General features: G+C 47.7%; 20 protein-coding genes. 7 read left to right on the top strand and 13 right to left on the bottom strand.

Going from position 1 to position 25,153, the window contains the following annotated elements:
* The first annotated feature begins 27 nt into the window (after positions 1-27).
* Positions 28-216, top strand: a complete 189-nt coding sequence (locus XMA152_RS11360; RefSeq protein WP_173483673.1) for a DUF2892 domain-containing protein — start codon at positions 28-30, stop codon at positions 214-216.
* 243 nt (positions 217-459) lie between these two features.
* Here XMA152_RS11360 and XMA152_RS11355 read toward each other — a convergent pair whose 3' ends face one another.
* The 4 genes from XMA152_RS11355 to XMA152_RS11340 all read right to left on the bottom strand — a co-directional run bounded on the left by XMA152_RS11355 (position 460) and on the right by XMA152_RS11340 (position 4,414).
* A complete protein-coding gene (locus tag XMA152_RS11355; RefSeq protein ID WP_173483672.1) occupies positions 460-1,644 on the bottom strand; it encodes an NAD(P)/FAD-dependent oxidoreductase in 1,185 nt (394 codons plus the stop codon).
* The gene (locus XMA152_RS11350; RefSeq protein ID WP_173483671.1) at positions 1,641-1,967 is read right to left on the bottom strand and encodes a hypothetical protein; all 327 of its coding nucleotides are present in this window, start codon (positions 1,965-1,967) and stop codon (positions 1,641-1,643) included. Before XMA152_RS11350 ends, XMA152_RS11355 begins: the two co-directional genes overlap by 4 nt.
* Entirely contained in the window at positions 1,964-2,878 is a 915-nt protein-coding gene (ylqF, locus tag XMA152_RS11345) for a ribosome biogenesis GTPase YlqF (RefSeq protein ID WP_173483670.1), read from the bottom strand. Before ylqF ends, XMA152_RS11350 begins: the two co-directional genes overlap by 4 nt.
* A gap of 111 nt (positions 2,879-2,989) precedes the next feature.
* Positions 2,990-4,414: a glyceraldehyde-3-phosphate dehydrogenase gene (locus tag XMA152_RS11340; RefSeq protein ID WP_371731438.1), complete on the bottom strand. Its 1,425-nt coding sequence runs from the start codon at positions 4,412-4,414 to the stop codon at positions 2,990-2,992.
* Between the two features lie 299 nt (positions 4,415-4,713).
* Here XMA152_RS11340 and XMA152_RS11335 point away from each other — a divergent pair, with 299 nt between their 5' ends.
* Positions 4,714-5,499, top strand: a complete 786-nt coding sequence (locus XMA152_RS11335) for an amidohydrolase family protein (protein WP_173483669.1) — start codon at positions 4,714-4,716, stop codon at positions 5,497-5,499.
* A complete protein-coding gene (locus XMA152_RS11330; RefSeq protein WP_173483668.1) occupies positions 5,480-7,174 on the top strand; it encodes a ShlB/FhaC/HecB family hemolysin secretion/activation protein in 1,695 nt (564 codons plus the stop codon). The genes XMA152_RS11335 and XMA152_RS11330 overlap by 20 nt, the downstream gene beginning before the upstream one ends.
* A 4-nt stretch (positions 7,175-7,178) precedes the next feature.
* Here XMA152_RS11330 and XMA152_RS11325 read toward each other — a convergent pair whose 3' ends face one another.
* The gene (locus tag XMA152_RS11325) at positions 7,179-8,090 is read right to left on the bottom strand and encodes an MBL fold metallo-hydrolase (protein WP_173483667.1); all 912 of its coding nucleotides are present in this window, start codon (positions 8,088-8,090) and stop codon (positions 7,179-7,181) included.
* Between the two features lie 106 nt (positions 8,091-8,196).
* The gene (gene tpiA / locus XMA152_RS11320) at positions 8,197-8,952 is read right to left on the bottom strand and encodes a triose-phosphate isomerase (protein WP_173483666.1); all 756 of its coding nucleotides are present in this window, start codon (positions 8,950-8,952) and stop codon (positions 8,197-8,199) included.
* 198 nt (positions 8,953-9,150) lie between these two features.
* Here tpiA and XMA152_RS11315 point away from each other — a divergent pair, with 198 nt between their 5' ends.
* A complete protein-coding gene (locus XMA152_RS11315) occupies positions 9,151-10,131 on the top strand; it encodes a glutathione S-transferase family protein (RefSeq protein ID WP_173483665.1) in 981 nt (326 codons plus the stop codon).
* A gap of 165 nt (positions 10,132-10,296) precedes the next feature.
* On the opposite strand, the gene pgl is transcribed toward XMA152_RS11315, so the two are convergent.
* The gene (gene pgl, locus XMA152_RS11310) at positions 10,297-10,983 is read right to left on the bottom strand and encodes a 6-phosphogluconolactonase (RefSeq protein WP_173483664.1); all 687 of its coding nucleotides are present in this window, start codon (positions 10,981-10,983) and stop codon (positions 10,297-10,299) included.
* Positions 10,984-11,001: 18 nt separating this feature from the next.
* Positions 11,002-12,471 carry a glucose-6-phosphate dehydrogenase gene (zwf, locus tag XMA152_RS11305; RefSeq protein ID WP_173483663.1) on the bottom strand — a complete coding sequence of 490 codons (1,470 nt, stop codon included), beginning with the start codon at positions 12,469-12,471 and terminating at the stop codon, positions 11,002-11,004.
* Between the two features lie 224 nt (positions 12,472-12,695).
* On the opposite strand from zwf, the gene XMA152_RS11300 reads away from it, so the two are divergent.
* Positions 12,696-13,541, top strand: coding sequence for a D-hexose-6-phosphate mutarotase (locus XMA152_RS11300; RefSeq protein ID WP_173483662.1), 846 nt, complete (start codon positions 12,696-12,698; stop codon positions 13,539-13,541).
* A 427-nt stretch (positions 13,542-13,968) separates the two neighbouring features.
* Here XMA152_RS11300 and eda read toward each other — a convergent pair whose 3' ends face one another.
* The 5 genes from eda to XMA152_RS11275 all read right to left on the bottom strand — a co-directional run bounded on the left by eda (position 13,969) and on the right by XMA152_RS11275 (position 21,025).
* A complete protein-coding gene (eda, locus tag XMA152_RS11295; RefSeq protein ID WP_173483661.1) occupies positions 13,969-14,604 on the bottom strand; it encodes a bifunctional 4-hydroxy-2-oxoglutarate aldolase/2-dehydro-3-deoxy-phosphogluconate aldolase in 636 nt (211 codons plus the stop codon).
* A 14-nt stretch (positions 14,605-14,618) separates the two neighbouring features.
* Positions 14,619-16,442, bottom strand: coding sequence for a phosphogluconate dehydratase (gene edd / locus XMA152_RS11290; protein ID WP_173483660.1), 1,824 nt, complete (start codon positions 16,440-16,442; stop codon positions 14,619-14,621).
* Between the two features lie 147 nt (positions 16,443-16,589).
* A complete protein-coding gene (locus XMA152_RS11285; RefSeq protein ID WP_173483659.1) occupies positions 16,590-16,880 on the bottom strand; it encodes a hypothetical protein in 291 nt (96 codons plus the stop codon).
* A gap of 8 nt (positions 16,881-16,888) precedes the next feature.
* The gene (locus tag XMA152_RS11280; RefSeq protein ID WP_254443946.1) at positions 16,889-17,503 is read right to left on the bottom strand and encodes a YitT family protein; all 615 of its coding nucleotides are present in this window, start codon (positions 17,501-17,503) and stop codon (positions 16,889-16,891) included.
* Positions 17,504-17,587: 84 nt separating this feature from the next.
* The gene (locus tag XMA152_RS11275) at positions 17,588-21,025 is read right to left on the bottom strand and encodes a response regulator (RefSeq protein ID WP_173483658.1); all 3,438 of its coding nucleotides are present in this window, start codon (positions 21,023-21,025) and stop codon (positions 17,588-17,590) included.
* A 130-nt stretch (positions 21,026-21,155) separates the two neighbouring features.
* Between XMA152_RS11275 and XMA152_RS11270 the strand changes: the two genes are divergently transcribed.
* Together XMA152_RS11270 and XMA152_RS11265 are read left to right on the top strand one after the other, a co-directional pair.
* Positions 21,156-22,817 carry a VRR-NUC domain-containing protein gene (locus tag XMA152_RS11270; protein ID WP_173483657.1) on the top strand — a complete coding sequence of 554 codons (1,662 nt, stop codon included), beginning with the start codon at positions 21,156-21,158 and terminating at the stop codon, positions 22,815-22,817.
* Complete coding sequence (locus tag XMA152_RS11265; protein ID WP_173483656.1) at positions 22,814-25,051, top strand: ATP-dependent DNA helicase; 2,238 nt, start codon at positions 22,814-22,816, stop codon at positions 25,049-25,051. The genes XMA152_RS11270 and XMA152_RS11265 overlap by 4 nt, the downstream gene beginning before the upstream one ends.
* Positions 25,052-25,153: the final 102 nt, after the last annotated feature.

Here is a 25,153-nt window from a genome sequence, read left to right as displayed (position 1 = left end):
AAAACCCTCTCAAAAGGAGATAGTGATATGAAATGTAATGTCGGTGGAATGGATCGCGCTCTGCGCATTATTGTCGGCTTAATCCTGATTGGGCTAGCCTTCACAGAGACAGTGGGTAACTGGGGTTACATTGGTGTAGTACCGCTGTTAACCGGTGTGTTTGGATTTTGTGGTGCTTACACACTGTTCGGACTGAACAGCTGTAAAACTAAGTAACACTTCATGGGTTGGAGCGGTCTTTCAAAGGCCGCGATTATCGCCTCATCTTCGATAAGGCTCCAACATCAATTCAAAGCTTTAAGCGTTGGAGCGATCTCACAGAGGTCGCGAAAAAGGCATCGCCTCATCTTCGATAAGGCTCCAACATCAATTCAAAGCTTTAAGCGTTGGAGCGGTCTTTCAAAGGCCGCGATTATCGCCTCATCTTCGATAAGGCTCCAACAATTGAACTTAACTTGCCTAAACAACTTCGCCGGCGGCATTTCCTGATGCCCACGCCCATTGGAAGTTGTGTCCACCTAAGTGGCCTGTCACATCCAACGATTCACCGATAAAGTAGAGACCTGGGACACTTTTTACTTCCATGGTTTTTTGCGAGATGGCTTGAGTGTCTACCCCGCCAATGGTCACTTCGGCTGTTCGATAGCCTTCGGTTCCCGAGGGTTTCACCTGCCAGTGAGTCAGTTGCTTGGTGAGCGTTTCAATTTTCTCATTGGAGAAGTCACCCACTGCCCCAGAAATACCCCAGATTGAGCACAATACCTGAGCCAATCGCTTACTCATGTACTCACTAAGCACTCGTTCAATGCTCTGTTTTGGAGTCGCTTGTCGAGCCTCTTTAAGTTGCTCTTCAATATCAAAACCGGGAAGCAGATCAATTTCAACACTCTGACCTGGCTGCCAATAGCTCGAGATCTGAAGAACCCCAGGGCCGCTTATACCTCGATGAGTAAACAGAATAGGCTCTAAAAAGCTCATCCCCGCACAACTGACGCGCGCATTTTGTGCAGTCCCAGAGAGCTCTTTAAGTGGCGTTAAAATGTCAGGTTGCAACGTAAACGGGACCAGTGCCGCGCGGCGAGGGGTAACCGGTAGGTCAAACTGCTCGGCCACATCATAAGCAAAGCCGGTCGCACCACCATTAGGGATGGAAAGCCCGCCCGTTGCGACAACCAGCGACTCACATTGAATTGAACCAGTCGAGGTATCTAGGAGAAAACCATGCTCATTCTGTGTAAGCGAATGGACACTCACCTCTGTCTCAATCTTTACACCCGCCCAATCGCACTCAGTGGTGAGCATCGTCAGAATCTCTTTACTGGATTCATTACAGAAGAGCTGACCTGGGGTCTTCTCGTGGTACTCAATCCCATGACGATCGACCATATCGACAAAGTGTTGCGGTGTATAACGACTCAATGCCGATTTGCAGAAGTGAGGGTTATTCGATAGAAAATTGGCCGGTGTTGAGTGAAGGTGGGTGAAGTTACAACGCCCCCCTCCTGACATTAAAATTTTACGCCCGACTTTTTTAGTGTGTTCCAACACCAGAACAGAACGGCCACGATAGCCAGCCGTTAATGCACACATCAGACCGGACGCACCGGCACCTATAATTAAGACATCAACCCTGCGTTTACTCATTCGCTGCCGCTGGTCTGCTCGCTGCTGTTATCGGCTTTTTTAGCACTCTCTTTGTTAGCGTTGTATTGACGGATCTTATCCGCTAATCGGCCACCCTTGCGCTCACCACGACGGCCGGCCTCGGTATCACGCTCAATTGCTGATTTAGTCGGTTTCGCATTAATACGTTTCTGATCAACCGACACATGCTTTTTCTTCTGTTTTTGCGCACGCTGTTTTCGGCTCTCATAGCTATCGGGGTCGGCTAGACGCTCCTGCTTACGGGGCGTTTTATCCAGCACGATTTTGTTAGCCATGCGTTTCTGCTTTTTTAAACGGGTCACTTAGAACTCTCCTCTGCCTTGGCCGCTTCTTCGGCCTCTTGGGCAGCTAATTCAGCGGCAATACGATCTTTCTCTTGCCACTCTTCCACTGTTTCAAAACTGATGCGCCCTAGCTTACCACCGCGCATCTCGTTCATGAGTATCTCGGCCGCCTTGTGTATATCGACCACACCACCGGGTCGCAAGCAGCCTCGTTTACGGCCTATTTGATCCAATAAGCCTTCACCTAACTCAGGCAACTCTTTAAGTTTATATCGCTCTACCAGTCGCTCAGGGTAAGCATTAAGGATGAAGTTAGCACCATAGACAGCTACCTGATCATAATCGATCGCAGTATCCTTAATCGCACCACTGACCGCCAACCGGTATCCAGAGTCTTGGTCTTCAATTTTTGGCCACAAGATACCGGGAGTATCCGACAGAGCCATCCCCTGAAATACACTGTAACGTTTATTCGCTTTAGTCACGGCAGGTTCATTACCCACTTTGGCAATGCGTCGGCCTAACAGAGCATTGATCAGAGTCGACTTACCCACATTGGGAATGCCCATGATCATGGCACGCACTGGGCGCTCCTTGTTAGCACGGGCAGGCACGGCATCTTTACAGATTTGCGGTATCGACTTGATGGTTCTCTTATCACTTGTCGTTAACTCGATGGCCGTAATGCCCTCTTGCGCATTGAACTCCTGCAACCAAGCCTTGGTTTTGTCGGGATCTGCCAGATCGGATTTATTCAGAATTTTAAGAACCGGTTTGCCTCGACGCAACGAGGTCACCAAGGGGTTCTCGCTTGAGCGAGGCAAGCGTGCATCTAACACTTCAATAACAATGTCGACCTCATCCATAAGTTGCGCAATCTCTTTACGCGCTTTATGCATGTGACCGGGAAACCAGTTAATACGTTCCATAATGACCTATGCCTTTAAGTTGGGCGCATTATACCTGTTTATTAAGAATGAATCAGAGACAAAAAAACCGGAGACCCTCTCGGTGACTCCGGTTTTTTTACAAAAGAGTGATTACTCTTGTGGGAAAGCCTTAAGCGTACAATTGGTAATCTCACGCGCTAGACGGATAACCTGACAGCTGTAGCCGTACTCGTTATCGTACCAAACGTAGAGAACACAGCTCTTACCGCTTGAGATAGTCGCCAATGCATCGACAACACCTGCTGCACGAGAGCCGACAAAGTCGCTTGAAACCGCTTCCGGAGAGTTAGAGTAGTCAACCTGCTTCTGAAGGTCAGAGTGCAACGCCACTTCACGAAGGTAGTCATTCAAAGACTCACGCTCTGTCTCTTTCTCTAGGTTCAGGTTAAGAATCGCCATAGAGACGTTCGGTGTCGGAACACGGATCGCGTTACCAGTTAGCTTACCTTCCAATTGTGGAAGCGCTTTAGAGACCGCTTTGGCAGCACCCGTCTCAGAGATAACCATGTTAAGTGCAGCAGCACGACCACGGCGATCGCCTTTGTGGTAGTTATCGATCAGGTTCTGGTCGTTAGTGTATGAGTGAACGGTCTCGACGTGACCATTGGCAACACCGTACTTGTCATCCATCGCTTTAAGGACAGGCGTAATGGCGTTAGTGGTACAGGAAGCAGCCGATAAGATTTTATCCGATGCTTCGATGTCACCATGGTTAACACCCATAACGATGTTTTTGATGCCTTTACCTGGTGCTGTAAGGATAACGCGATCAACACCTTTAGATTGAAGGTGAAGCGCTAAGCCTTTGTCATCACGCCAGATACCCGTGTTATCAATAACAAGCGCATTGTTAATACCGTACTGAGTGTAATCAACTTGATCTGGGCCATCGGCAAAGATCACTTTGATCGCATTACCGTTAACAATCAGGGAGTTCGTTGCTTCATCAACTTGGATAGTGCCTTTGAACGAACCGTGAACTGAGTCACGACGCAACAAACTTGCACGCTTCTCTAGGTCGTTATCGGCTTTGCCCTTACGTACAACAATCGCGCGCAGACGCAGCGTGTGACCTGCACCCGAGCGGTTCAACATGAATCGAGCCAGTAGACGACCGATGCGACCGAAACCGTATAGGACGACGTCTTGACCACCGGTATCTTCTGTTGATGCGCCAGCGAGTTCAGACTCTAGGTAATCATTCAAATCCGCTGCACCCGATTTACGGAAATTAACAGCCAATTTCCCGATGTCGATGTGTGCGTTGCGGATGCCCATTTGAGACACCTTCTCAAGTACTGGGAAGGTATCTACGACTGAAAGCTCTTCACCCTCAACCTGACGAACGTAACGGTGATCTTTAAGTAGGTCGATCACAGATTTACGAACAGACAGTTGGCCGAAAACAGAAATTTCTACGTTTGATTCACGGTACAAACGACCAACCACAGGGACCATCGCTTCGGCGATCGATTCACGAGCATTCCACTCTGCTAGCATCAGTTCTTGAGACACAGCACACTCCTTTATAAAGGTTAAGTAACCCGTTAATTATGACACAGATTGAAACAAAGGATATACAACTTACTGTTCATAAGTTATTGATATAACTTGTAAAAAACCAACAAATGTCGACTACAAAACTACAAAACCCCTATTTTTTTGTAAAAATTACGTAACTATTACAAAAGTTAATTTTTACTTATTATTGAGTTAAAAAATCGTCATCAATGTGTAATTTTTTATATTCGACAATCTAGCTATGACCTATCAGCGTAATCATTCAAATGAAGACTCTCTTTGCACCCTTACTGATGACTTTAAGCCTAACTAGCTGGGCTTCTACCCTTCCTATTTTCGATACGCACGTTCATCACAATGATAAAACTCAGAGTGAGTTTAATGATCAGATAGTCGTCTCTCTTCTTCGTCAGTACGATATCCAGAAGGCCCTTGTCTCCAGCAGTGGTGATGACAACACTCAACGATTAAAAAGCTTGGCGCCTGATCTTGTGCTGCCAGCGCTTCGCCCCTATCGAAAAAGCGGCGAGCTAAGAACCTGGATGCATGATGAGACGGTCATTGAATATTTAGAGACACAGCTCAAGCGGAACCGTTACTTCGCTATTGGTGAGTTTCATGCGTTTGGCGATGAGATGCAGACACCCGTGTCAAAACGCTTAGTGGCTTTAGCCAAAGAGTACGACTTAGTGTTGCACCTGCATGGCGATCGTCAGGCGATGCAGCAGATCTTTCTGCAGTGGCCCGAGGCTAAGGTACTCTGGGCACACGCTGGGTTTGAAGCCCCTAGTGATCTGGCTGGACTATTTGATCAATACCCAAATCTCTGGGCTGATCTATCCTTTAGACCAGAGATTGTTACCTGGGGAGGCTTCAACCCAGAGTGGGAAAACGCTCTGCTGGCCAACCCCGATCGATTCACCTTAGGAGCTGATACATTCAACCTGGATCAGTGGCAGAAGATGCCGCTTTACACTCTGGATACTCGAGATTGGTTAAGTACACTGCCTTCAGAGGTGGCTAAAAAAATTGCTTACGAAAATGCGGAGAGGCTGTTTGATGTTTCCATTTCAGATTAGACAGCCGCGTTATCATTCACTGATCACCCTAATCACACTGGGTCTTAGTTGCTCTCTAGCTTCGCGAGCATCATTCGCCGATGTCACGACCGGTGTCATGTTGAATCAATTTCAGAGTCAATTTCCAACCATCTACCTACCCTCTGTCGGTGAGGTGGATCGTCGGCGTTTTAAGTTACCAGATGCAGCTCCCGGTGATCCCAGCTTATTCGTTAAGGGGTTTGAATTTACCGGCGTAAACAGCATCGATATCGATTCTCTGCATCAAGCATTCTTGCCCTATGAAGAGAGAGCGTTCACCCCTAAGCAACTGCTTGAGCTGACGGATCTGATCACCGACACCTATCGACAACATGACATTGCAGCTATGGCGCGCATCCCTCCACAGGATGCTAAAAACGGAAGGATTGTTTTTGAAATACACGAGTCAAATTTTGTCGGTGCAATCCTAGATCATGGTTTTGAGGATCATTTTAATGTCTCACTTGAGCGTGTCGAAGCAGTCGCCTCGCTTCCAGGATCTGAAGGGGCACCACTGATTCTCTCTGAACGAGAGCGTCAGCAGTTACTGACCATAGATATGCATGGCATCAGCGTATCAGGTGGACTGCAAGCAAACGATGACGGGGATCAGGCGCTAGAACTCTGGATAGAGAACAGTGACAGATTATCTGGATCCATTGATCTAAACAACCAGGGTCTGAATGGAACGGGTGAAGAGCAAGCCGTTTTAACATCGATGCTATCCAGCCCATTTCAACGGGGTGGTGCTGGCTACCTGAACGCCATTAATAGTGCCCAGTCTCAATTTCTTAGTATGGCTTATAGAGGGCCCATTGGGCTTCGAGGAACGACGTTAGACCTGCAAGCAGGAAGGCTTTCGGCCGATACAGACAGCAAACGACATCAAGCACTCTCCTACTCTCTGGGCGTTCGTCACCCACTGATTCGAACCCTTGGCAGCAATCTATTCCTATCAGGCATCGCTGAACAACGCTTGCTTGAGGAGAGCTCAACAATTAATAACTCTTCACTGACTGACAGCGATTACAAGGTAAACACATTGAGACTGACGCTCGATGGAAACCGCGCCTTACTCAAGGATAGGCTCACGTATCGACTTCAAACCACCTTGGGTAACACCGACCTTGGGGGCTCACCCAACCGCGGTCATGACCTAGCTAATGCTAATACTGCGGGTGCATTTAAAACATTCAGTGGATTCTTAACCTATCGAAAACGGTTAGCCGATAACTGGCAAGTATTGACCCATTTACAAGGCCAAATGAGCCCTAACAACTTAGATGACAGTCAGCGATTAATTGCAGGCGGGTCTCAGGGACTTCGGGGTTTCAGTGCTGACGAGTTGATTGTCGATCAAGGCGCGCTGGTACGTGTAGATATTATTAAACGGCTGAACGATCAATGGCGATTAGCTGGTTTTATCGACTGGGCAAAACTTGAAAGACGCAGCAATAATACCGACGCCAATGCTAGCCCATTGGAGTCTTACAACCTTATATCTGCTTACGATTGGGGCTTTAACTCTAGCTATAGAGTCCATGAGTCACTTCAATTCGACTTATCTATCGCTCAAGCACTATCGAATACTCAAGGGGTGAACACTGAACAGGGTGATCTAACCACACTGCTGAATTTGAAATGGGAATTTTAAAGCGTCACTCCCACTCCATCTCTTCAAAGACACGCTGTGCATTGCGCCCGTGGATCTCTTCGTAGACGTTCAAATAACTGAATGCACTCTGGTCAATGTATGACACACTCTGCATATCACCGCCCTCTTCAATCAACACACCCACTTGTTCACGCAGAAACTTGAGGTAATCAAGAGTATCAGCCTTAGCTTTTTCCAAGGTGGTTGGTGCTCCATGACCCGGAACAATCACCTTAGGATTTAACGACTCAATCACCTCAAACGCCTCTATCCAGGTTAGATGTTGTGATTGGGAGGCCACACCAAGCATCCGATCAACAAACACCGTATCGCCTGTATAGAGAACGGATATTTCAGGTAACCAGACAAAGTTTTCACCCGGAGTATGAGTATGACCGACCGGAATAAATTGAACCGATCGATCACCCAGTGTGAGGGTACTCTCTGAGTCTAAAAGCGTATTGGCGAAGAGAGGTTTTGTGCCTTGATAGGCATCACCAATCAAGTTGGTAATTCGCATGACCTGCTGAGCTTCACGAGCTCTCTGATCGGTTTGGGTCGCAGTGCTACTGATCAATTCAGCACCCTGTTGCGCAAAATAGTCATTGCCAAACCAGCGGTGATCTTGGCCACCGGTATTAATCACTTTGATGACCGGTTGATCGGTGACTGTTTTGATCGCAGCTTCGATTGTCTCAGCCCCTCTCCAGCTACCACCTGAGTCAATCAAAAGAACCCCCTGATCAGAGACTACAAAACCAAAGCTGGCATTGTTTCCGAAATTTTCGGGAGATCGATCAGTCAGCGGCCCCACAATAGAATAGGTATTTGGAGCAACCTCTATCACCTGTAACTCATCAGACTGAGCCAAGGGTGTCAAAGCTAAGGTTATGATAGCGAGGAGTGGTTTTAGCATGGAGGCACCCATTGAATTGAGTGGTTGGAGCCTTACAGGAGATGAGGCGATTTCCCACGTAGTGAGGGTCAGGCTGAAGGCCAGACCCTGATAAGGGTTTATGTGATCAGTTCGCAGCGGCTCGACAGATCGTCGCGAAGCTGTCAGATTTAAGGGATGCACCACCGACCAATCCACCGTCAACGTCAGCCATAGCAAGTAGCTCTGCTGCGTTTTTGTCGTTCATGCTTCCGCCATAAAGAATTGTGACACGCTCAGCGATCTCCGTGTTGTGTTTGGCTATCAAACTGCGAACAAAGGCATGAGCATCTTGAGCTTGTTGTGGTGTCGCGGTTTCGCCGGTGCCAATTGCCCAGACTGGCTCATAGGCAATCACAATTTGCGCGAAGGTGTCTGCACCACATAGATCGACAACCGCATTGACCTGCTCTTCTAATACAGCATTCATTTGCCCCGATTGACGCTCTTCCAGTGTTTCACCGATACAGAGAACCGGTACTAGGCCGAGTTCTAGTGCTTTAAGCGTTTTTTCAGCCACCAATTGACTGGTTTCACCATAGAGAGAGCGACGCTCAGAGTGACCCGTCAATACATAAGCACAGCCAAGATCACGGATCATTTCACCACTCACTTCACCGGTGAAAGCGCCTTTCTCTTGATCACTTAGGTTTTGCGCACCCACTTTTATGGCGGTGTCTGCAGTCAACTCCAGTGCTTGTGGAATGTAAATGAAGGAGGGACAGACCGCGATATCAACGCCTTTCAGAGAAGCGACCTGATCGGCCAAACCAGTCAATAGAGATTCGTTGGCCATCAACGATCCATTCATTTTCCAGTTACCCATAATTAGGGGGCGTCTCATCACGTAACTCCTTAGATCCAAACAAAAAAGACAGCTTAATAAGCCTAGAGAGCCGGATCAACCATTAGTTGCCTAGAAGAGCATTTTATATCAATCTATCTTTCTTATAATTAAGAGTTTCTTTGCGGACCATTAAACAGGTTCGAGCTCTTTGTCGTAGGGCTTAATAAGATTCATTATTAAACGGGTAAACACTCAATGGGACTTCTAATCGACGGTCAGTGGCATGATCAGTGGTATGACACTAAATCATCCAATGGAAAATTTATTCGAACAGAGGCGCAATATCGAAACTGGGTTACCCCTGATGGTGCTGAAGGCCCAACGGGCGATGCCGGTTTTAAAGCTGAACCGGGTCGATACCATCTCTATGTCTCATTAGCCTGCCCCTGGGCACACCGAACTCTGATCGTCAGAGCACTCAAAGGTCTACAAGACCAGATCTCATTTGATGTGGTGCACCCCTTGATGCTTGAGCAAGGCTGGACTTTTGATTCTGACTTTCCAGCTGCAACCGGTGATCGTGTCAATCAGAAGCAGTTTATGCACCAGATCTATACCCAGTGCGATCCAGAGTACACCGGTCGGGTAACGGTTCCAGTACTTTGGGATAAACAGAATCAGACCATTGTTAGTAATGAGTCCTCAGAGATCATTCGTATGATCAACTCAGGTTTTAACGAGATGGGCGCAAATGTTCTGGATCTCTACCCTGAATCGCTCCAAGCGGAGATTGATCAGTGGAATGAGTTCATCTACGAACCCGTTAACAATGGTGTCTATAAGTCGGGTTTTGCAACGAGCCAAGCGGCCTATGACGAAGCGGTGGTGAATCTCTTTGAGCATCTGGACAGACTGGAAGAGAGGCTAACCACTCGTCGTTACTTAGTGGGTCATCAGTTAACCGAGGCTGATATCCGACTCTTCACGACTTTGATTCGCTTTGACCCAGTGTATGTTCAGCACTTTAAGTGTGACCGTAAACGAATCGCAGAGTACCCGGCCCTGTCAAACTACCTGCGTGATATCTACCAACAACCCGGCGTTGCAGAAACCTGTGACCTTGATCATATCAGGCACCACTACTACCGCAGTCATCCGACCATCAACCCGCATGGCATCATCTCCTATGGTCCAGAGTTTGATCTGATGGCGCCACACGGACGCGAGTTTTTGTAGTTGTTGGAGCCTTATCTTAGATGAGGCGATTGGTTTGAAGTGCATCGCGGCCTTTTCAAGACCGCTCCAACAGCAAGCAGCTAACCATGTTGGAGCCTTATCGCAGATGAGGCGATTTTAAAGAGCATCGCGGCCTTTTCAAGACCGCTCCAACAGATTGGATGATTAAGGTGCCCAGTAGATATCGACAGGGGTTTTGCTCTGGCGTAGAACAGCGCGCACAGGCATCTCTTCGGTGTCGCCCTCACCCATCGCTTGCTCAAGTACCGGCAGTTTTGAATCGCCACAAAGGTGAATAAAGATACGTTTAGCATGCAACAACCTTTGCAAGGTCAATGTCATACGCAAATGGGGAGCGACGGGCGGAGTCACACCCATACAGGCTTTAAAACCATAAGGGTTTAACGCTGCCGTTAGCTCTGGTGCATTGGGAAAGAATGATGCGGTGTGACCATCCTCACCCATGCCTAAAATCACGGCATCAAACTCTTTTGGAAGTTCACTCAGAACCTCTTCTAGCTTGGTTTGACCCGAACAGGGGTACTCGGCGTCATTAAAGTGTGGAATAAAATGCGCATCCGCCGCTCGATTCTGTAGTAGGTGTGTTTTCACAGAACGAGCATTGCTGTCCTCATGCGTATCAGGAACCCAACGCTCATCAGCCAGGGTAATCCAAACCTTAGACCAATCGAGTTCTTGTACAGAGAGCGATTGGAATAGTGCCGCCGGTGTTCGACCACCCGACACCACCAGTGTCGCACGGCCACGCTCTTCAATTCCGGACTTTAGTAGCGCGACTATCTCTTCCGTTAAGCGACTTTCAAGTGACTCTCGTGTATCAAATTGAATCATATTGGACATCATCAAACCTCACTCGTGCCAAGAACGACCATCACGCTCGATCAGAGCGATTGAACCAATAGGTCCCCATGTACCGGCGTTGTAAGGTTTCACTTCGTCACCGACATCTTTCCATGCCTGAATCAACTCGTCACACCAAGCCCAAGAGGCTTCAATCTCATCACGACGAACGAACAGTGACTGGTCACCGACCATCGACTCTAGAAGCAGACGCTCGTAAGCATCCGGAGTTCGTTGGTTAGGATCACTTTCGCTGAAGTCCAGGTTGAGCGCACGGTTTTGTAGATCCATGCCTTGGTGCATACCCAACTGTTTAGTGACCACGTGAAGACGAATGCCCTCGTCAGGCTGCAGGCGAATAACCAGACGGTTGTTGACGATGTCACGCTGTTTAGGATCGAAAATAAAGTGTGGGTTATTTTTATAAACCACCACGATCTCGGTCATCTTTTGCGGCATACGTTTACCGGTACGCAGGTAGAATGGTACGCCAGCCCAACGCCAGTTATCGACATTGACTCGTAAAGAGACAAAGGTTTCAGTGTTGGACTTAGTCGCAGCACTGCCCTCCTCTTCACCATAGCCAACCACCGCTTGACCACCGATAGACCCGGCTGTGTATTGACCACGCACGGCACGTTTAGTGACATTGGAAGAGTTAATTGGGTGAAGGGCTTTCAAAATCCTGACTTTCTCATCGCGAATCGAGTCTGCATCCAGCTTGCTCGGCGGGTTCATTGCGACCATGCAGAGAAGTTGCAACAGGTGGTTTTGAACCATGTCACGCATCTGCCCCACTTTATCGTAGTAACTCCAACGCCCTTCAAGACCAACGGTTTCAGAAACCGTAATCTGAACGTGATCGATTGCCGAGTTGTTCCACTGTGAACCAAACAGGTTGTTGGCAAAGCGCAGGGCAATAAGGTTTTGAACCGTATCTTTACCTAGGTAGTGGTCAATGCGGTAGATACGGTTCTCATTAAAGTATTGAGCAACCGTATCGTTGATCACCTTAGAACTCGCCAAATCGTGACCAATCGGCTTTTCCAATACGATACGCGTCGTCTCATTGATTAACTCTGCACTGCTGAGGTTTTTACAGATGTCACCAAACACAGCAGGCGGTGTTGCAAGGTAGTTAACCATGATTCGACTGTCATCAAGCTTAGCTTTGATCTTCTTGAAATCATCGGCGGAGGTCATATCGACCTGAACGTAATCAAGACGCGCTGAGAAACGTTGCCAATCTTCAGAGCTCATCTCACCAGGCTCTAAAAATCGAACCAGTGTTGCTTCCACCGCTTCAACAAAGGCAGCCTGGTCCCAATCCGCACGTGCAACGCCGATGATCTTAGACTCAGGGTTCAGTAGCTTCGCTTTGTCGAGCTGGAATAGCGCAGGAAATAGCTTACGCATTGCCAGGTCACCCTTGGCACCGAACAGAACAAAATCACAGGCTTGATGCATTGCATCGTTCATGAGCTACACTCCTTTGGAGGTGGAAAGAGTAAATGTAAAAAATTTATGTAATTTTAGTACATGTTGTAGCAAATGATCTACAAAAGTGACGAGCTAATTTTATATTTAAATGCACTATACCCCTTTCATTTTGGTGATTAGAGCAGTAAAACCTACTATTTTCCTTGAAACTGATACACTTAACAGACTGTTAACTTTTTTGTAATTTTTATACGTAATCCAATATGAGCATCGATATTACCCGTTTCAAAGAGCAGCTAGACGCTGTTCAACTGACTTTCAAGAGTGACCTTGCCATCATCTCCCTTTCAGGAGGGCACATACTAAGCTATCAATCCAATGGCGAGGAGCGGCTCTGGATGAGCCCTAAAGCCAACTTAGAGGCGGGCAAGTCGATACGCGGTGGCATCCCAGTCTGTTGGCCTTGGTTTGGTGCACACCTAAGCGATGAGAGTAAACCAGCCCACGGCTTTGCGCGCACGTCAATCTGGACTCTGGTTGATGCTCAAGATCACGAGGAGTTTGCCTCTGTCACGCTTGGACTTGAGAACAGCGTTGCGAATCCCCTATTCCCATACGACTGCAGCCTAGCGATAAAGGTCACTCTGACCGACAAACTCAGTGTTGAACTGATTACTACCAACCTTGGCAATCAACCGATAGAGATCACACAGGCACTGCATACCTACCTCCCCATCTCTGATCTAGACAATGCCCGTATTGCGGGTCTGAAGGGTGTGGACTATGCCGATAAGCTAAAAGGTTTCGCGCGCGCAACGGAAGATCGAGATTCAGTCGATCTAAAAGAGCCAACGGATAGAGTCTATTTTGACGATTCAAATTGCCTGATCTTGAATGACAAGAACCAAGAAACGCGAATCTACAAACAGAACAGCGGTACCACAGTGGTTTGGAACCCAGGAAAAGAGACGGCCAAGAATATGGCGGATATAGGCGCCGAAAACTACCGTGGCTTCTTGTGTATTGAAGCGGCCAATGCGATGGAAGATAAGGTCCGCATCGAGCCGGGTGAAAGTTTTACCCTAAGGCAAGGGATTTACGCAGCGTAGGAGCGGTATTGCAAAGGCCGCGATGCTTTTCGAAAAATCGACTCATCTTCGATAAAGTACTGGTGTCTGGCTTTAGCCTGACATCCACTCTTTCCGCGTTTTCCAGATAGACTATAAAGTTGACCCTCGGATGACAGGCTGAAGGCCTGTCACCTTAGATCGCCTCATCTACGATAAGGCTCCAACAACTTAAAGCGAAATGTTGGAGCGGTCTTGCAAAGGCCGCGATGCTTTTCATCCTGGACATACCCTACTCCTTTCCATCCGTGGAACCGCAGGATACCGTCCGTCCTGGACATGCCCTGCTCCTGCGCGTCCTGCGCTCGCAGGATACCGTCCGTCCTGGACATAAAAAAGCCGCCCGGGATGGGGCGGCGAAGGGAGTGCAGATGCACTCAGTTTCCACGACCTTTAGGAAACAGGAGGTCTACAGTGCAGAGGCCTTAGCCACTGCGTCTGAAGCTAGCTTGGTAATACCCTCCCAATCTTTTGCATCGATCAGATCGGTTGGTACTACCCATGAACCGCCAACCACGCTAACGCTCGGCAGGCTCAAGTAATCGGTAAAGTTGTTTTCATTAATGCCACCCGTTGGGCAGAAACGAACCTGTGGGAATGGACCTGAAATCGCTTTAAGCATCTTAGGTCCGCCCGCAGCTTCCGCTGGGAAGAACTTGAACGCCTCAAAACCAAATTCCATACCGCGCATCATCTCGGCAACCGAGCTGATTGCAGGTAGGTAGGGCATATCAGATTCCAAGCCCGCCTTAAACAGAGCATCAGTTGCACCAGGGCTAATGGCAAACATGCCGCCCGCCGCCTGAACCTGTTGAAACTCTTCCGGTTTCGTCACCGTGCCCGCACCGACAATGACATCGTCGACTTTGTCAGCAATCTCTTTGATCACTTCAATCGCTGAATCGGTGCGCAAAGTCACTTCAAGAACCTTTAAACCACCCGCTTTTAATGCTTCTGCCAAGGGCACAGCATCTTCCACGCGCTCAATGACAAGAACGGGCATGACCGGAGAGGTAGTTAACAACGCATCAACGTTAATGCTCATTATTCGAAATCCTTTTACTGTTTAGTTCCGAAGAAGATTGAGGCACCCTCTTCCGCACCTGATACTAGAGAACGCATGCCTGCAAACATCTCACGTCCCATACCGAACTGGTGGGCCGATAGATCCTGTATCGCGCATTCACGTGCCGCCAATTCAGCCTCATCAACCAGCAGCGTCAGCTCACCGGTATGCGCATCAAGACGAATCATGTCACCGTCTTGGATCTTAGCAATTGCACCACCATGCAAAGCTTCTGGTGTTAGGTGAATCGCCGCTGGAATCTTGCCAGATGCACCCGACATGCGGCCATCTGTCACCAGTGCAACCTTGTACCCTTTGTCTTGCAGAGATCCTAAGAAGGGCGTCAGCTTGTGCAGTTCAGGCATACCGATAGCCGCAGGCCCCTGGAAGCGAACAACCACTACACAATCTTTATTGAGCTCACCTGCTTCATAGAGGGCTTTAAGATCATCCTGCTCGTGAAGCACCACAGCAGGCGCTTCCACGACGTAATTCTCTGTCGGTACTGCCGAAACCTTAATCACGGAGCGACCAAGATTACCGCGCATCACTTTAACCCCACCGTTATTGGAGAACGGCGCTTTTGCAGTTGAGATAACCTCTGCATCCAAAGAGGCTTCAGGGCCTGATCGCCAAACCAATTTACCCTCTTCTAGGAAAGGCTCTTGGGTGTAGTCTTTTAGGCCATTACCCGTCACTGTCAGAACATCCTCGTGCAACAGACCTGCACTAAGCAGCTCACGGAATAGAAGAGACATGCCACCGGCCGCTTGGAAGTGGTTGATATCAGCAGAGCCGTTGGGATAGATACGGGTTAATAGAGGCACTACATCAGATAGATCAGACATATCGTCCCAGTTCACAATGACACCGGCTGCACGAGCCATCGCAATGATGTGCATGGTGTGGTTGGTAGATCCACCGGTAGCCAGTAACGCCACAATACCGTTTACAATCGCCTTCTCATCAATCACCTGATAGAGCGGACGATAATCAGAACCCAAAGAGGTAATACGACAGACCTGCTCCGCTGCTGCTTTCGTCAGTTCGTCACGGAGCGGTGTGTAAGGGTTGATGAATGATGAACCTGGCAGATGAAGACCCATCGCCTCCATCAATAGCTGGTTTGAGTTCGCTGTACCATAGAATGTACAGGTGCCTGCACTGTGGTAAGAGTCTGATTCACACTGTAATAGTGCATCTCGACCCACCTTACCCTCTGCATACTCCTGACGAATACGCGCTTTCTCTTTGTTAGGCAAACCACTTGGCATTGGGCCTGCCGGTACAAAAATAACAGGAAGATGGCCAAAGCTAAGCGCACCAATCAACAGCCCCGGTACAATCTTGTCACACACCCCTAAGCAAAGAGCAGCATCAAACATGTTGTGTGATAGACCAACCGCCGTAGCCATGGCGATGGTATCGCGACTGAATAGACTCAACTCCATGCCATCTTGACCCTGAGTCACGCCATCACACATTGCAGGTACAGCACCTGCCACCTGCGCAACGCCACCCATGCCATTGACCGCTTGTTTAATCAGCTCAGGAAAGTGTTGGAAAGGCTGATGCGCCGAAACCATGTCGTTGTAGGCAGAGATAATGCCGACGTTGGCACTCTCCATCATCTTTAGGGTGTTTTTATCTTGCTCACCACAGGCGGCAAAGCCATGAGCAAGGTTGCCACAAGCGAGTGTAGAGCGAGTTACTTTAGAGCTTTTTGCGGCCTCCATACGAGCGACGTAGTCAGCACGTGAAGCACGGCTCCTTTCAACTATACGTTCAGTAACTTCAGCTAACTTAGGATGTACCACTTCCCACTCCTCTGCACCTAAAGGCGTTCTTATATGTAATTTAATTACATTTTAGTGTGGAAGCATCGATCAAACAAGAAGATTTTAAATAAATTACGTAATAAAAATAAAAAGAGTCGCGGATGCGGCTATCAATACCCTATGATATTAGGCTTTCACGTAACGAAAACGAACAATGACTCCAATAACACCTACAAGCGTCAATAGACCTGAGCCGGTCATTAAGGTCTCTGCTAGGCGAGTTTCAGTGAGTTGTTCTGACAACATGGAGATTGGCAGAACTTGAAAGGCTAGCAACACCCATAAGTAAACATCATTGGCCAGCTTAAGCGGCGTTTCACAGGATGGACAGTCAAATGCTGTTAGGTAGGATTGGCGCTTTCGTGAGTATTCTGGTCCTCTAAGGGACGTTTGGCAGACAGGACAACGACGATTCATTATGACTCCTAGAAACCAGTATAGCGGCCCGGTTTATGATTGGTGGTCAGGACGAAATTCAATACGATGGCGCCGAGTACAGAGACCGCCAAAAGCCAGGGGGTGACTAACCACAATCCAGCAATCACGATCAGTGAATCCAGCACCATCTGTAATTTACCAGCACGAATACCGTAGCGTTCTTGAATGAAGAGCACGAGAACATTCAATCCACCCAAACTCGCTTGATGTCTGAAGACAATCAGAAGGCCAATTCCAATTAGGAGGCCGCCACCGATACTGGCAAATAGAGGATCGATTCCCTCTATGACCAACCAGTTTGGAATCAATTCTGTCAGTAAGGAGACCAGTGCAACAGAGAGCATGGTTTTTAAGGTGAAAGACCACCCCATCTGAGCGATGGCCAGTAGGTAAAATGGCAGGTTGGTTAGAAACAGGGTCAACCCAAAATTAAAACCGGTTGAGTAGTGAATTAAGATCGCTAACCCCGTGGTTCCCCCTGTTAATAAGCCCGCCTCTTTAAGAAAAAGAACACCCATTGCAACCGCAAGGGTACCCGTCACTATGGCTTGCAGATCTTCAAACAGTGTGTGCTTGGTCGGTTCTAATTTGAGTTTTTCCAAGGTTTCATCCCTGTAACTTAGGCACAATCGCCATCGGTTCGTTTAATTCGTAGCGACGATTGTACCTTAGGAATGGGTTGAGAGTTACTGGGTATACTGATCGATGAAACGCCAAGTTTCATCGAGTATCGTCTTAAGTTCATCGATTAATAGATCAACATCTCCAAGACTTGGTGAGTTGTAGACATCCATCAACGCTTTAGCCTTATGAGTGATTGCTGGTAAACCCAACACCGCTGACGCCCCTTTTAACTTGTGTGCTAACTGTTCAGCTGCAACAGGGTCCAGTGTTTTTAGCTGTTCATCAACCGATTGATATTCCGATTTAAACCTAACCAAATAGCTCTTGAGTTTGGCCTCTGTTTTCCAATATGAGAGTGCCTGCTCTCGATTGAAAAATTCGGAATCAAACTCTTCAGCATCCTTTGATTGTTCTGTAGAGATGTTTGCAGCTTCTATTGAAAGCTCATCGACCTTGGTTGCAGTTGACACCCATTTGTTAATGACTTCGATCGACCTATCGATATCAAAAGGTTTGGCGATAAAGTCGTTCATTCCGGACTTCAGAGCTGCCTGCTTATGCTGTTCAAAAGCGCCCGCAGTCAAAGCCACAATTGGAATATCCAGTTTCAACTCTTTGCGTATCGTCTCTGTTGCCTGATAACCATCCATGATGGGCATCTGCACATCCATTAAGATAAGATCGACCTCAGTCGCATGACTCTTCAGCCAATTTACTGCCTCTTGCCCATCATTTAGGGTAATAACACTCGCCCCTTCTGATTCAAACGAGAGAACCGCCACCTCGCGGTTAAACTCATTATCATCTACCACCAACAGTCGTATGTCCTGCAATGAGTGGGCTGCATGATCTTTATATTGAATCGCGTTCGGTTGAATTGTTTTTTGATAGGCATCGTACAGATCTGATGCTGTGATCGGTTTTTCGAGTATTAGATCTACGTATTGACTGTCAGATGAACTTTTAACTTGATCCATTCCGTAAGCGGTCACCATGACGATGATCGGCGTTTTATCGCTAGGCAAATGAGTTTTCAACTGCTTTGCAACCGTTAATCCATCCACATCAGGCATATCCCAATCTAACAGGATGATATCTTTAATTTCTGATCCCTTGATCACTTTATCAATGACCATAGCGCCACCATTGACCACTTCAGAGCGCCAACCAATCGAGTCGACAATGGATCGAATCGCTTCACGCGCCACCTCATGATCGTCTGCAATTAATACATCCAATGAGCGGCTCTGGTGTCTAACGGACGCATCACCCAAAGGCATGGTTAGAACAAATGAGAAAGTACTGCCCCTACCCTGCTGACTCTCAACTTTCAGTGTAGATCCCATCAAGTTGAGGAGTGATTGACTGATTGAAAGTCCTAAACCACTTCCCCCAAATTTTGAATGGGTGCTTGCCTCGCCCTGTTCGAAGGCTTCGAATATCAGATTCAAATTCTCTTCGGCGATGCCAATACCACTGTCTTTGACCGAGAAAAGCAGCTCAACAGAATCGGTCGTTTTACTGAGCGTAATGATCTCTAATTTGACGTAGCCCGACTCAGTAAACTTAATCGCATTGCCGATAAGATTCACTAAGACCTGTTGAATGCGAACTTCATCACCCACTACCTGATTTTCCAGATGGGTGGCATTGTTAATCACCAACTCAACCTGCGGTTTATTCAGTGCAGCGCTGTGCATAATCGCCGATAGGTTGTTAACCAATTTTTCTAAATCAAAAGTACTGGGCGATAAATCCAGTTTATGAACACCCAGTTTTGAGTAGTCCAAAATGTCATTAATCACCGCAAGTAGGGATTGTCCTGCGGCCATTAATCGAGCACCAATGTGTTCAGCATCTAACTCACTGCCTTTGCGCTGTAACATCTGTGACATGGCAATGATTGAGTTCAGAGGTGTGCGAATCTCATGACTCATATTGGTTAAAAATTCACTCTTAACCGCGGCGAGCCTTTCCGCCTCTTGCGAACGACTGATCAGCTCTTCGTTCGTTGCAGCCAATTCCATTGTGCGCTGTTCTACTGCTTGCTCTAGCTCTTCTCGATAGGCTTGAGCTTGGCTTTCCAGTTTATACTCAGCCGTCAAATCACGCAGGTTACCGACAAAATAGGGTTTCTCACCAATCCAGATCTGAGTCACGGCAATTTCGACTGGGAAGGTTTGCCCCTCTTTCGTCAGTGCAAAACTTTTTCGCGAGCTTTCGACTACATGTTTAACGCCGGTTCTTTTATAGCTGTCTAAATAGCCATCGTGATGTGACCTCATAGGATCCGGCATCAGCATTTTGACGTTTTGATTGAGCACCTCTGAGTGTGTATATCCAAAGAGCTTCTCGGCCGCCTGGTTAAACTCAACAATCAGTCCTTTATCGGTGATCAAAATGGTCGGAATCAGTGAATTACTGATGATTTTTTCACGTATCGCAGACTCTTTTTTTAAAGTATTTTCTGCAATCAACTCGTTAACGGCCGCGCGGCTCCATAACAGGCTCAATAACGCCAGGGTTAGTCCAACGCCAATGGGAATGGGTTGAAGCAACTCCTTTAGTACCAGCTTCGGAAGGTTGAGGGGCTCAAACTCGGAGATAAGATAAAGTGATCGGGGTGATTCAACGACCAGACTTCCGATAGAACGTGGGTATTGAAGCCTTAACACCGAGGCTTCCTCTATTTTATTGACCTGGTTATCGTTAGTGGCTTTGAGTGAGTACCAGATCGCCTGGTGAGTATCGGCAAAACTGCTTTGCCCCCCGAGTTGGCGACTCCAATTAAATTGACCTGTCTCATCAAAGATCCAGTAGCCCTCATCATCAACCAACTCAATATTCCCTGGGAGCGTTGCTGCCACATCCATCTCATGCAGAATGTTCTCAGCTAGATAGTTCAGTATTAATACACCCACCAGATCGCCGGCATCGTTTATCAGTTTGTGACTTAAACGAATCATCGGTTTATGGGGCTGTTCTATCTGACCATTCTCAACATTCAAGTCAAGCTGTGATGCATAACTCTCATTCGGACCTAGGTTTAACGCTTCGAAAAAATAGTAACGGTTGGATTTGTCTTGCAGAAGTTCAGTGGGAGTGATGACAGCCTCGCCTGAAGAGTAGTTCACTCGAACGGTTTCATACCCAAGATTTGAGAGGATTCGAACCTGATCGTAACGTCGACTGACCGTTGAAAGAAGCGCGAAGTAGTTTTCAACACCTTGTCTAGCCTCTTCGCTGGGGTTATTGGTGTACTCTATGATCTCTTCGGAGTTGATCAAGGTCTCTAAATCTTGTGATAGAAAATCAAGATCCTCTTGAAGGACGACCCCAACGGATTCAAGCAGGTCATCAGTGACTTGACGCTCACTGTCATAACGCGCTGTCTCGGTCTCAATAATCGTGTAACTGTATAGCCCTATTGGGACTAACAGCACGATTAATAATCGTAAAAAGGCATTGATGAATAAATTGCTACCAAGAGAGAACTGCATTTATAACTTCCGATAGAAAAGGGATTTATCCTCATTTAAGAGTAGTCCATTTCTGGCATAATGAAACCAATGTTTTGGTTTTTTTCTTTCTACTTTGTAGCCTTTTCGGTTTAGAGATAAGTTCATTAAGATGACCCATTCAATCACTACAGCCGAGTTAACCAACCCTCTCTATTACCTGCAAAATGCACAGACACTGATCGGCTGGGTCGTTAAGGTTTATCAGGATCTTCTTACAGAAGAAGAGTTAGATAGACTGTCTCAATTTCAGTCATTGAGCGAGCCAGCGAAGGCACTGTTAATAAGAATGGTGATGCGCAGCCAATCTCAATTTTTGATGCGCCACATCGATCACTACCAAGAGATCATAGAGCCAACTGAAGCGCTAATTGATTCATTAGTAAGTGCCAAACTGATAGCACTCAACCAACCGCTATCCGTTCAAGAGTGTTTCAAACTGCTTAATCGGCAAGAGTTGTTGATGCTTCACAACCAACTGAGCTCAAAGCCATTGAGTAAAAGCAGTTCAAAACAGACCCTGTATGACTCACTGCAAAGGAGTAGCACTGCCCCCCTTCCCCTTCACCAGCATCTACCTGTGCTTGGTGATACTCTCCATCTTTTGTGTGATCCGCTGTTTGAGCGTCTCAAGTTGATGTTTTTTGGCAACCTGCATCAAAGCTGGAGTGAATTTGTCGTTACGGAGCTAGGTTACTTCAAATATGAGCCCGTTGAACTTAGCCTAGAGAGTCGAGCGTTTCATCGCAGAGAGGACCTTGATCAATACATCGAATTAGAGCATCTGTTGACCGGCGATAGTCTCTTATCGATTGAAGAGAGAGTCCTAGCCACCCAAAGAATCGAACCGATAAGCAGTTGGCTGGCAGGTCGCAAAGATCGCGTCCTCTATCTATTGGCGAGAGAGTTGGAGCGCGAGGATCAAACAGAGGCGCTAAGGGTCTATCAGCAACTGAGTATTCAAGATGCTCACATACGCGAACTCCGCCTGTTAGAGCGCTTAGGGAAACTGGAAGAGTGTCATGAGCGGACACGGCTATTTCAACAGGACAATCCTACCCCGCTAACTCAACTTGCCTACCAGCGTCTGTTAAAACGTAGCAGTAAAAAACTGGGCGTTGAATACAGTGCGTCTACACTCCTAGCCCCGCCTCAACAGAGATTAACCCTGGATCAAATAGAGGGGGTATCCGTTGAACGACAGGTTGCAGAGCACTTAACGAGCGAAAACTCGCACAGCCATTACGTCGAAAACCACTTAATCAATGGACTCTTTGGCTTGCTCTTCTGGGATGTGATCTATGCCCCGGTTCCTGGCGCTTTTTTTAACCCCTTCCAATCCCGCCCAGCCGACCTCTACCGAAGTCACTTCAAAGAGAGACGCTACCCTCTCATCACTGAGGCGATGACTCAAATAGAAACGGGCCAGTATCGTGAAACCATTCGGCAACGATTTAGAGAGAAACAGGGTATAACAAACAGCTTCATCCATTGGTCTGTACTGACAGAGGAACTTGTTGAGCGGGCATTAAATTTTATCCCTGCAGATCATTTAAAAAGGATTTTTGAACGACTTTTGATGGATATTAGAACGCATCGTAGCGGTCTTCCTGATCTGATTCGATTTAACAGTGACGACGAGAGTTATGAACTGATCGAAGTGAAGGGGCCAGGCGATCGCATTCAAGACAACCAAAAACTCTGGCTCGATTTTTTTGTTCGTCATGACATCCCCTGCTCCGTCTACTGGATCGAGTGGAGCCACCCCGAATGAGAGCCCTCTCCGTTCGCACTTTATGTGAGTTTTGTGATCGATCTGGTGATATCGATCTAAGATATACGCCGGCCCCTACAGCGCTGGAGGGAATACAGGGGCATAAACGACTGCAAATGCGTCGTCCCAAGAGCTATATCCCAGAGTTCCCCCTGGCAGTGGATATCGAAGATTTCCAGCTAAAAGGCAGAGCCGATGGTTGGGACCCTAACCAGAATCGTGTTGAAGAGATAAAGACACACCGAGGGGATCTTGAACGCCAGTCAACGGGACAGCGACAGCTTCATCTGGCACAACTTCGTAGCTATGGTGCCATGCTATGCATGAGTGAATCACTGCATGAGATCCATCTAAGATTGAGCTACTTGGAGATCGCTTCCGACGAAGTTACACACTTCGACTTTACTGTGAATGCTGCAGAGCTGATCGAAGAGCTCAAACAACGAGTGACTCACTATCAAACCTGGCAGAGCACTCTCGATCAACACCGAGCGGCTCGGCAAAGCCATATTGCGTCGCTCGTTTTCCCTTTTCCCCATTTCAGAAAAGGGCAACGGGAGCTGGCTGAAGCCGTCTACAAAGCGAACAACAGAGCTAAACAACTACTTATAGAGGCACCCACTGGCTCAGGAAAAACCTTGGGCACCCTGTTTCCAGCGATTAAGGCGCTTCAGACCGAGTCGTTGGACAGCCTCTACTATCTGACAACCCGAAATACAGCCCGTAGAGTGGCACTGGATGCCTTTGAGTTAATTCAAAGCGACTCACCCATTCCACTCACGCTCATTGAGATGACCTCAAAAGAGGCGGGCTGCATCGAACCTGACAAACTCTGCCAGGGCGATAGCTGCCCACTGGCAAAAGGCTTTTTTGATCGCCTACCGGCTGCTCGTGATGAAGCGTTTACAAAACAACTACAGACCTTTGATCAGACCGCTCTGCAAAGGCTCGCCAAGCAGCACTCTCTCTGCCCCTACTTTTTAGGGCAAGAACTGGCGCGCTGGGCGGATATTGTGGTGGCTGATATCAATCAATTTCTGGCATCTAGTGCTATTTTGTATGGCTACCTTGTTCAAGATGAACGAAAGGTCTCAGCACTGGTGGATGAGTCTCACAATTTGATCAGCCGCTGTCGCGACCTCTACTCGCTTGATCTTCACCAGAGTGATTATCGTTTTGATACTAACAATCAGGATTTACAACGCGCCTTGGATTCTGTGCAACGTGCCTGGCAACAGCTATTTAGTGATCGAACAGGTGAACAAGAGTTTATTAACTACCTACCAGACAAACTAGAGAATGCACTGCAGAAACTCTGCTCAGTCATCGGTGAAGAGCTGGCCATGGACCCATCAAGCATGGAGCTGCAAAATCTACTCTTTGCCTCTTCGGCCTATTTAAAGTTGGCTGAACAGTTTGGCGAGCACTCCATTGCCCGAGTAGAGAAACGCCTTAGAGGCAGAGGCGAGTTAGCCATACTCAATATGGATCCATCGCTATTCCTTGTTGAGCGCTGGCAATCTCTTCACAGCTTGACGCTCTTCTCTGCCACGCTAAAGCCGTTTGGCTACTACCAACAACTGCTTGGCCTAAATGAACCCGTATCAGGGTCACTGCCCTCTCCCTTTGAACCTGACCAGATCCGATTAACCCTTCGCAGAGATATCGATACTCGTTATCAATTCAGAGAGCGTTCGATACAACCTATCGCAGAGTTACTGGTGGAGCTGTATCACCAAAATCCTGGCAACCACCTCTTCTTTGCCTCCAGCTTTAGCTATCTAAACGAGATTGAAAAGGCTATTGCTGAGATGGATCCAGAGATTGATCTGCATCCGCAAAGGCAGGCCATGTCCAATGCCGAGCGACAGGACTTTTTAGATGCTTTTTCACCAACGAGTCGAAAACTGGGTTTAGCAGTACTGGGTGGTCTTTTTTCGGAAGGGGTCGATCTTCCAGGAGATCGACTGATTGGCGTAACGGTTGCCACCTTGGGCCTACCACCCTTTGATGAGTTTCATGATCTGATGCGAAACAGTTTTGATGAACGATTCGGAAAGGGGTATGAGTACACCTACCTCTATCCAGGTTTGCAAAAGGTAATTCAAGCTTGTGGGCGTTTAATACGCACGGCTGAGGATCGAGGAACGCTGACGCTGATTGACCCTCGATTTGCATCGCCTGAGATACAGGCAATGCTACCGAGCTGGTGGCCATCGCCTCATCTTCGATAAGGCGCCAACACCAACTCGGCGAACGAACCGTTGGAGCGGTCTTATAAAGGCCGCGATGTTTACTGATAGAAATCGCCTCATCTTTGATAAGGCTCCAACACC

Origin of the sequence: Marinobacterium sp. xm-a-152, from assembly GCF_013282965.1 — a bacterium.
Taxonomy (GTDB): domain Bacteria; phylum Pseudomonadota; class Gammaproteobacteria; order Pseudomonadales; family Balneatricaceae; genus Marinobacterium_E.
The sequence above is the reverse complement of the archived record's forward strand: the minus strand, read 5'-3'. Positions and strand labels throughout refer to the sequence as shown.

Coding starts and splice junctions, on each gene's coding strand:
- XMA152_RS11360 (WP_173483673.1), top strand. CDS start 28: ATGAAATGTAATGTCGGTGGAATGGATCGCGCTCTGCGCATTATTGTC.
- XMA152_RS11355 (WP_173483672.1), bottom strand. CDS start 1,644: ATGAGTAAACGCAGGGTTGATGTCTTAATTATAGGTGCCGGTGCGTCC.
- ylqF (WP_173483670.1), bottom strand. CDS start 2,878: ATGGAACGTATTAACTGGTTTCCCGGTCACATGCATAAAGCGCGTAAA.
- XMA152_RS11335 (WP_173483669.1), top strand. CDS start 4,714: ATGACTTTAAGCCTAACTAGCTGGGCTTCTACCCTTCCTATTTTCGAT.
- XMA152_RS11330 (WP_173483668.1), top strand. CDS start 5,480: ATGTTTCCATTTCAGATTAGACAGCCGCGTTATCATTCACTGATCACC.
- XMA152_RS11325 (WP_173483667.1), bottom strand. CDS start 8,090: ATGCTAAAACCACTCCTCGCTATCATAACCTTAGCTTTGACACCCTTG.
- tpiA (WP_173483666.1), bottom strand. CDS start 8,952: ATGAGACGCCCCCTAATTATGGGTAACTGGAAAATGAATGGATCGTTG.
- XMA152_RS11315 (WP_173483665.1), top strand. CDS start 9,151: ATGGGACTTCTAATCGACGGTCAGTGGCATGATCAGTGGTATGACACT.
- pgl (WP_173483664.1), bottom strand. CDS start 10,983: ATGATTCAATTTGATACACGAGAGTCACTTGAAAGTCGCTTAACGGAA.
- zwf (WP_173483663.1), bottom strand. CDS start 12,471: ATGAACGATGCAATGCATCAAGCCTGTGATTTTGTTCTGTTCGGTGCC.
- XMA152_RS11300 (WP_173483662.1), top strand. CDS start 12,696: ATGAGCATCGATATTACCCGTTTCAAAGAGCAGCTAGACGCTGTTCAA.
- eda (WP_173483661.1), bottom strand. CDS start 14,604: ATGAGCATTAACGTTGATGCGTTGTTAACTACCTCTCCGGTCATGCCC.
- XMA152_RS11285 (WP_173483659.1), bottom strand. CDS start 16,880: ATGAATCGTCGTTGTCCTGTCTGCCAAACGTCCCTTAGAGGACCAGAA.
- XMA152_RS11275 (WP_173483658.1), bottom strand. CDS start 21,025: ATGCAGTTCTCTCTTGGTAGCAATTTATTCATCAATGCCTTTTTACGA.
- XMA152_RS11270 (WP_173483657.1), top strand. CDS start 21,156: ATGACCCATTCAATCACTACAGCCGAGTTAACCAACCCTCTCTATTAC.
- XMA152_RS11265 (WP_173483656.1), top strand. CDS start 22,814: ATGAGAGCCCTCTCCGTTCGCACTTTATGTGAGTTTTGTGATCGATCT.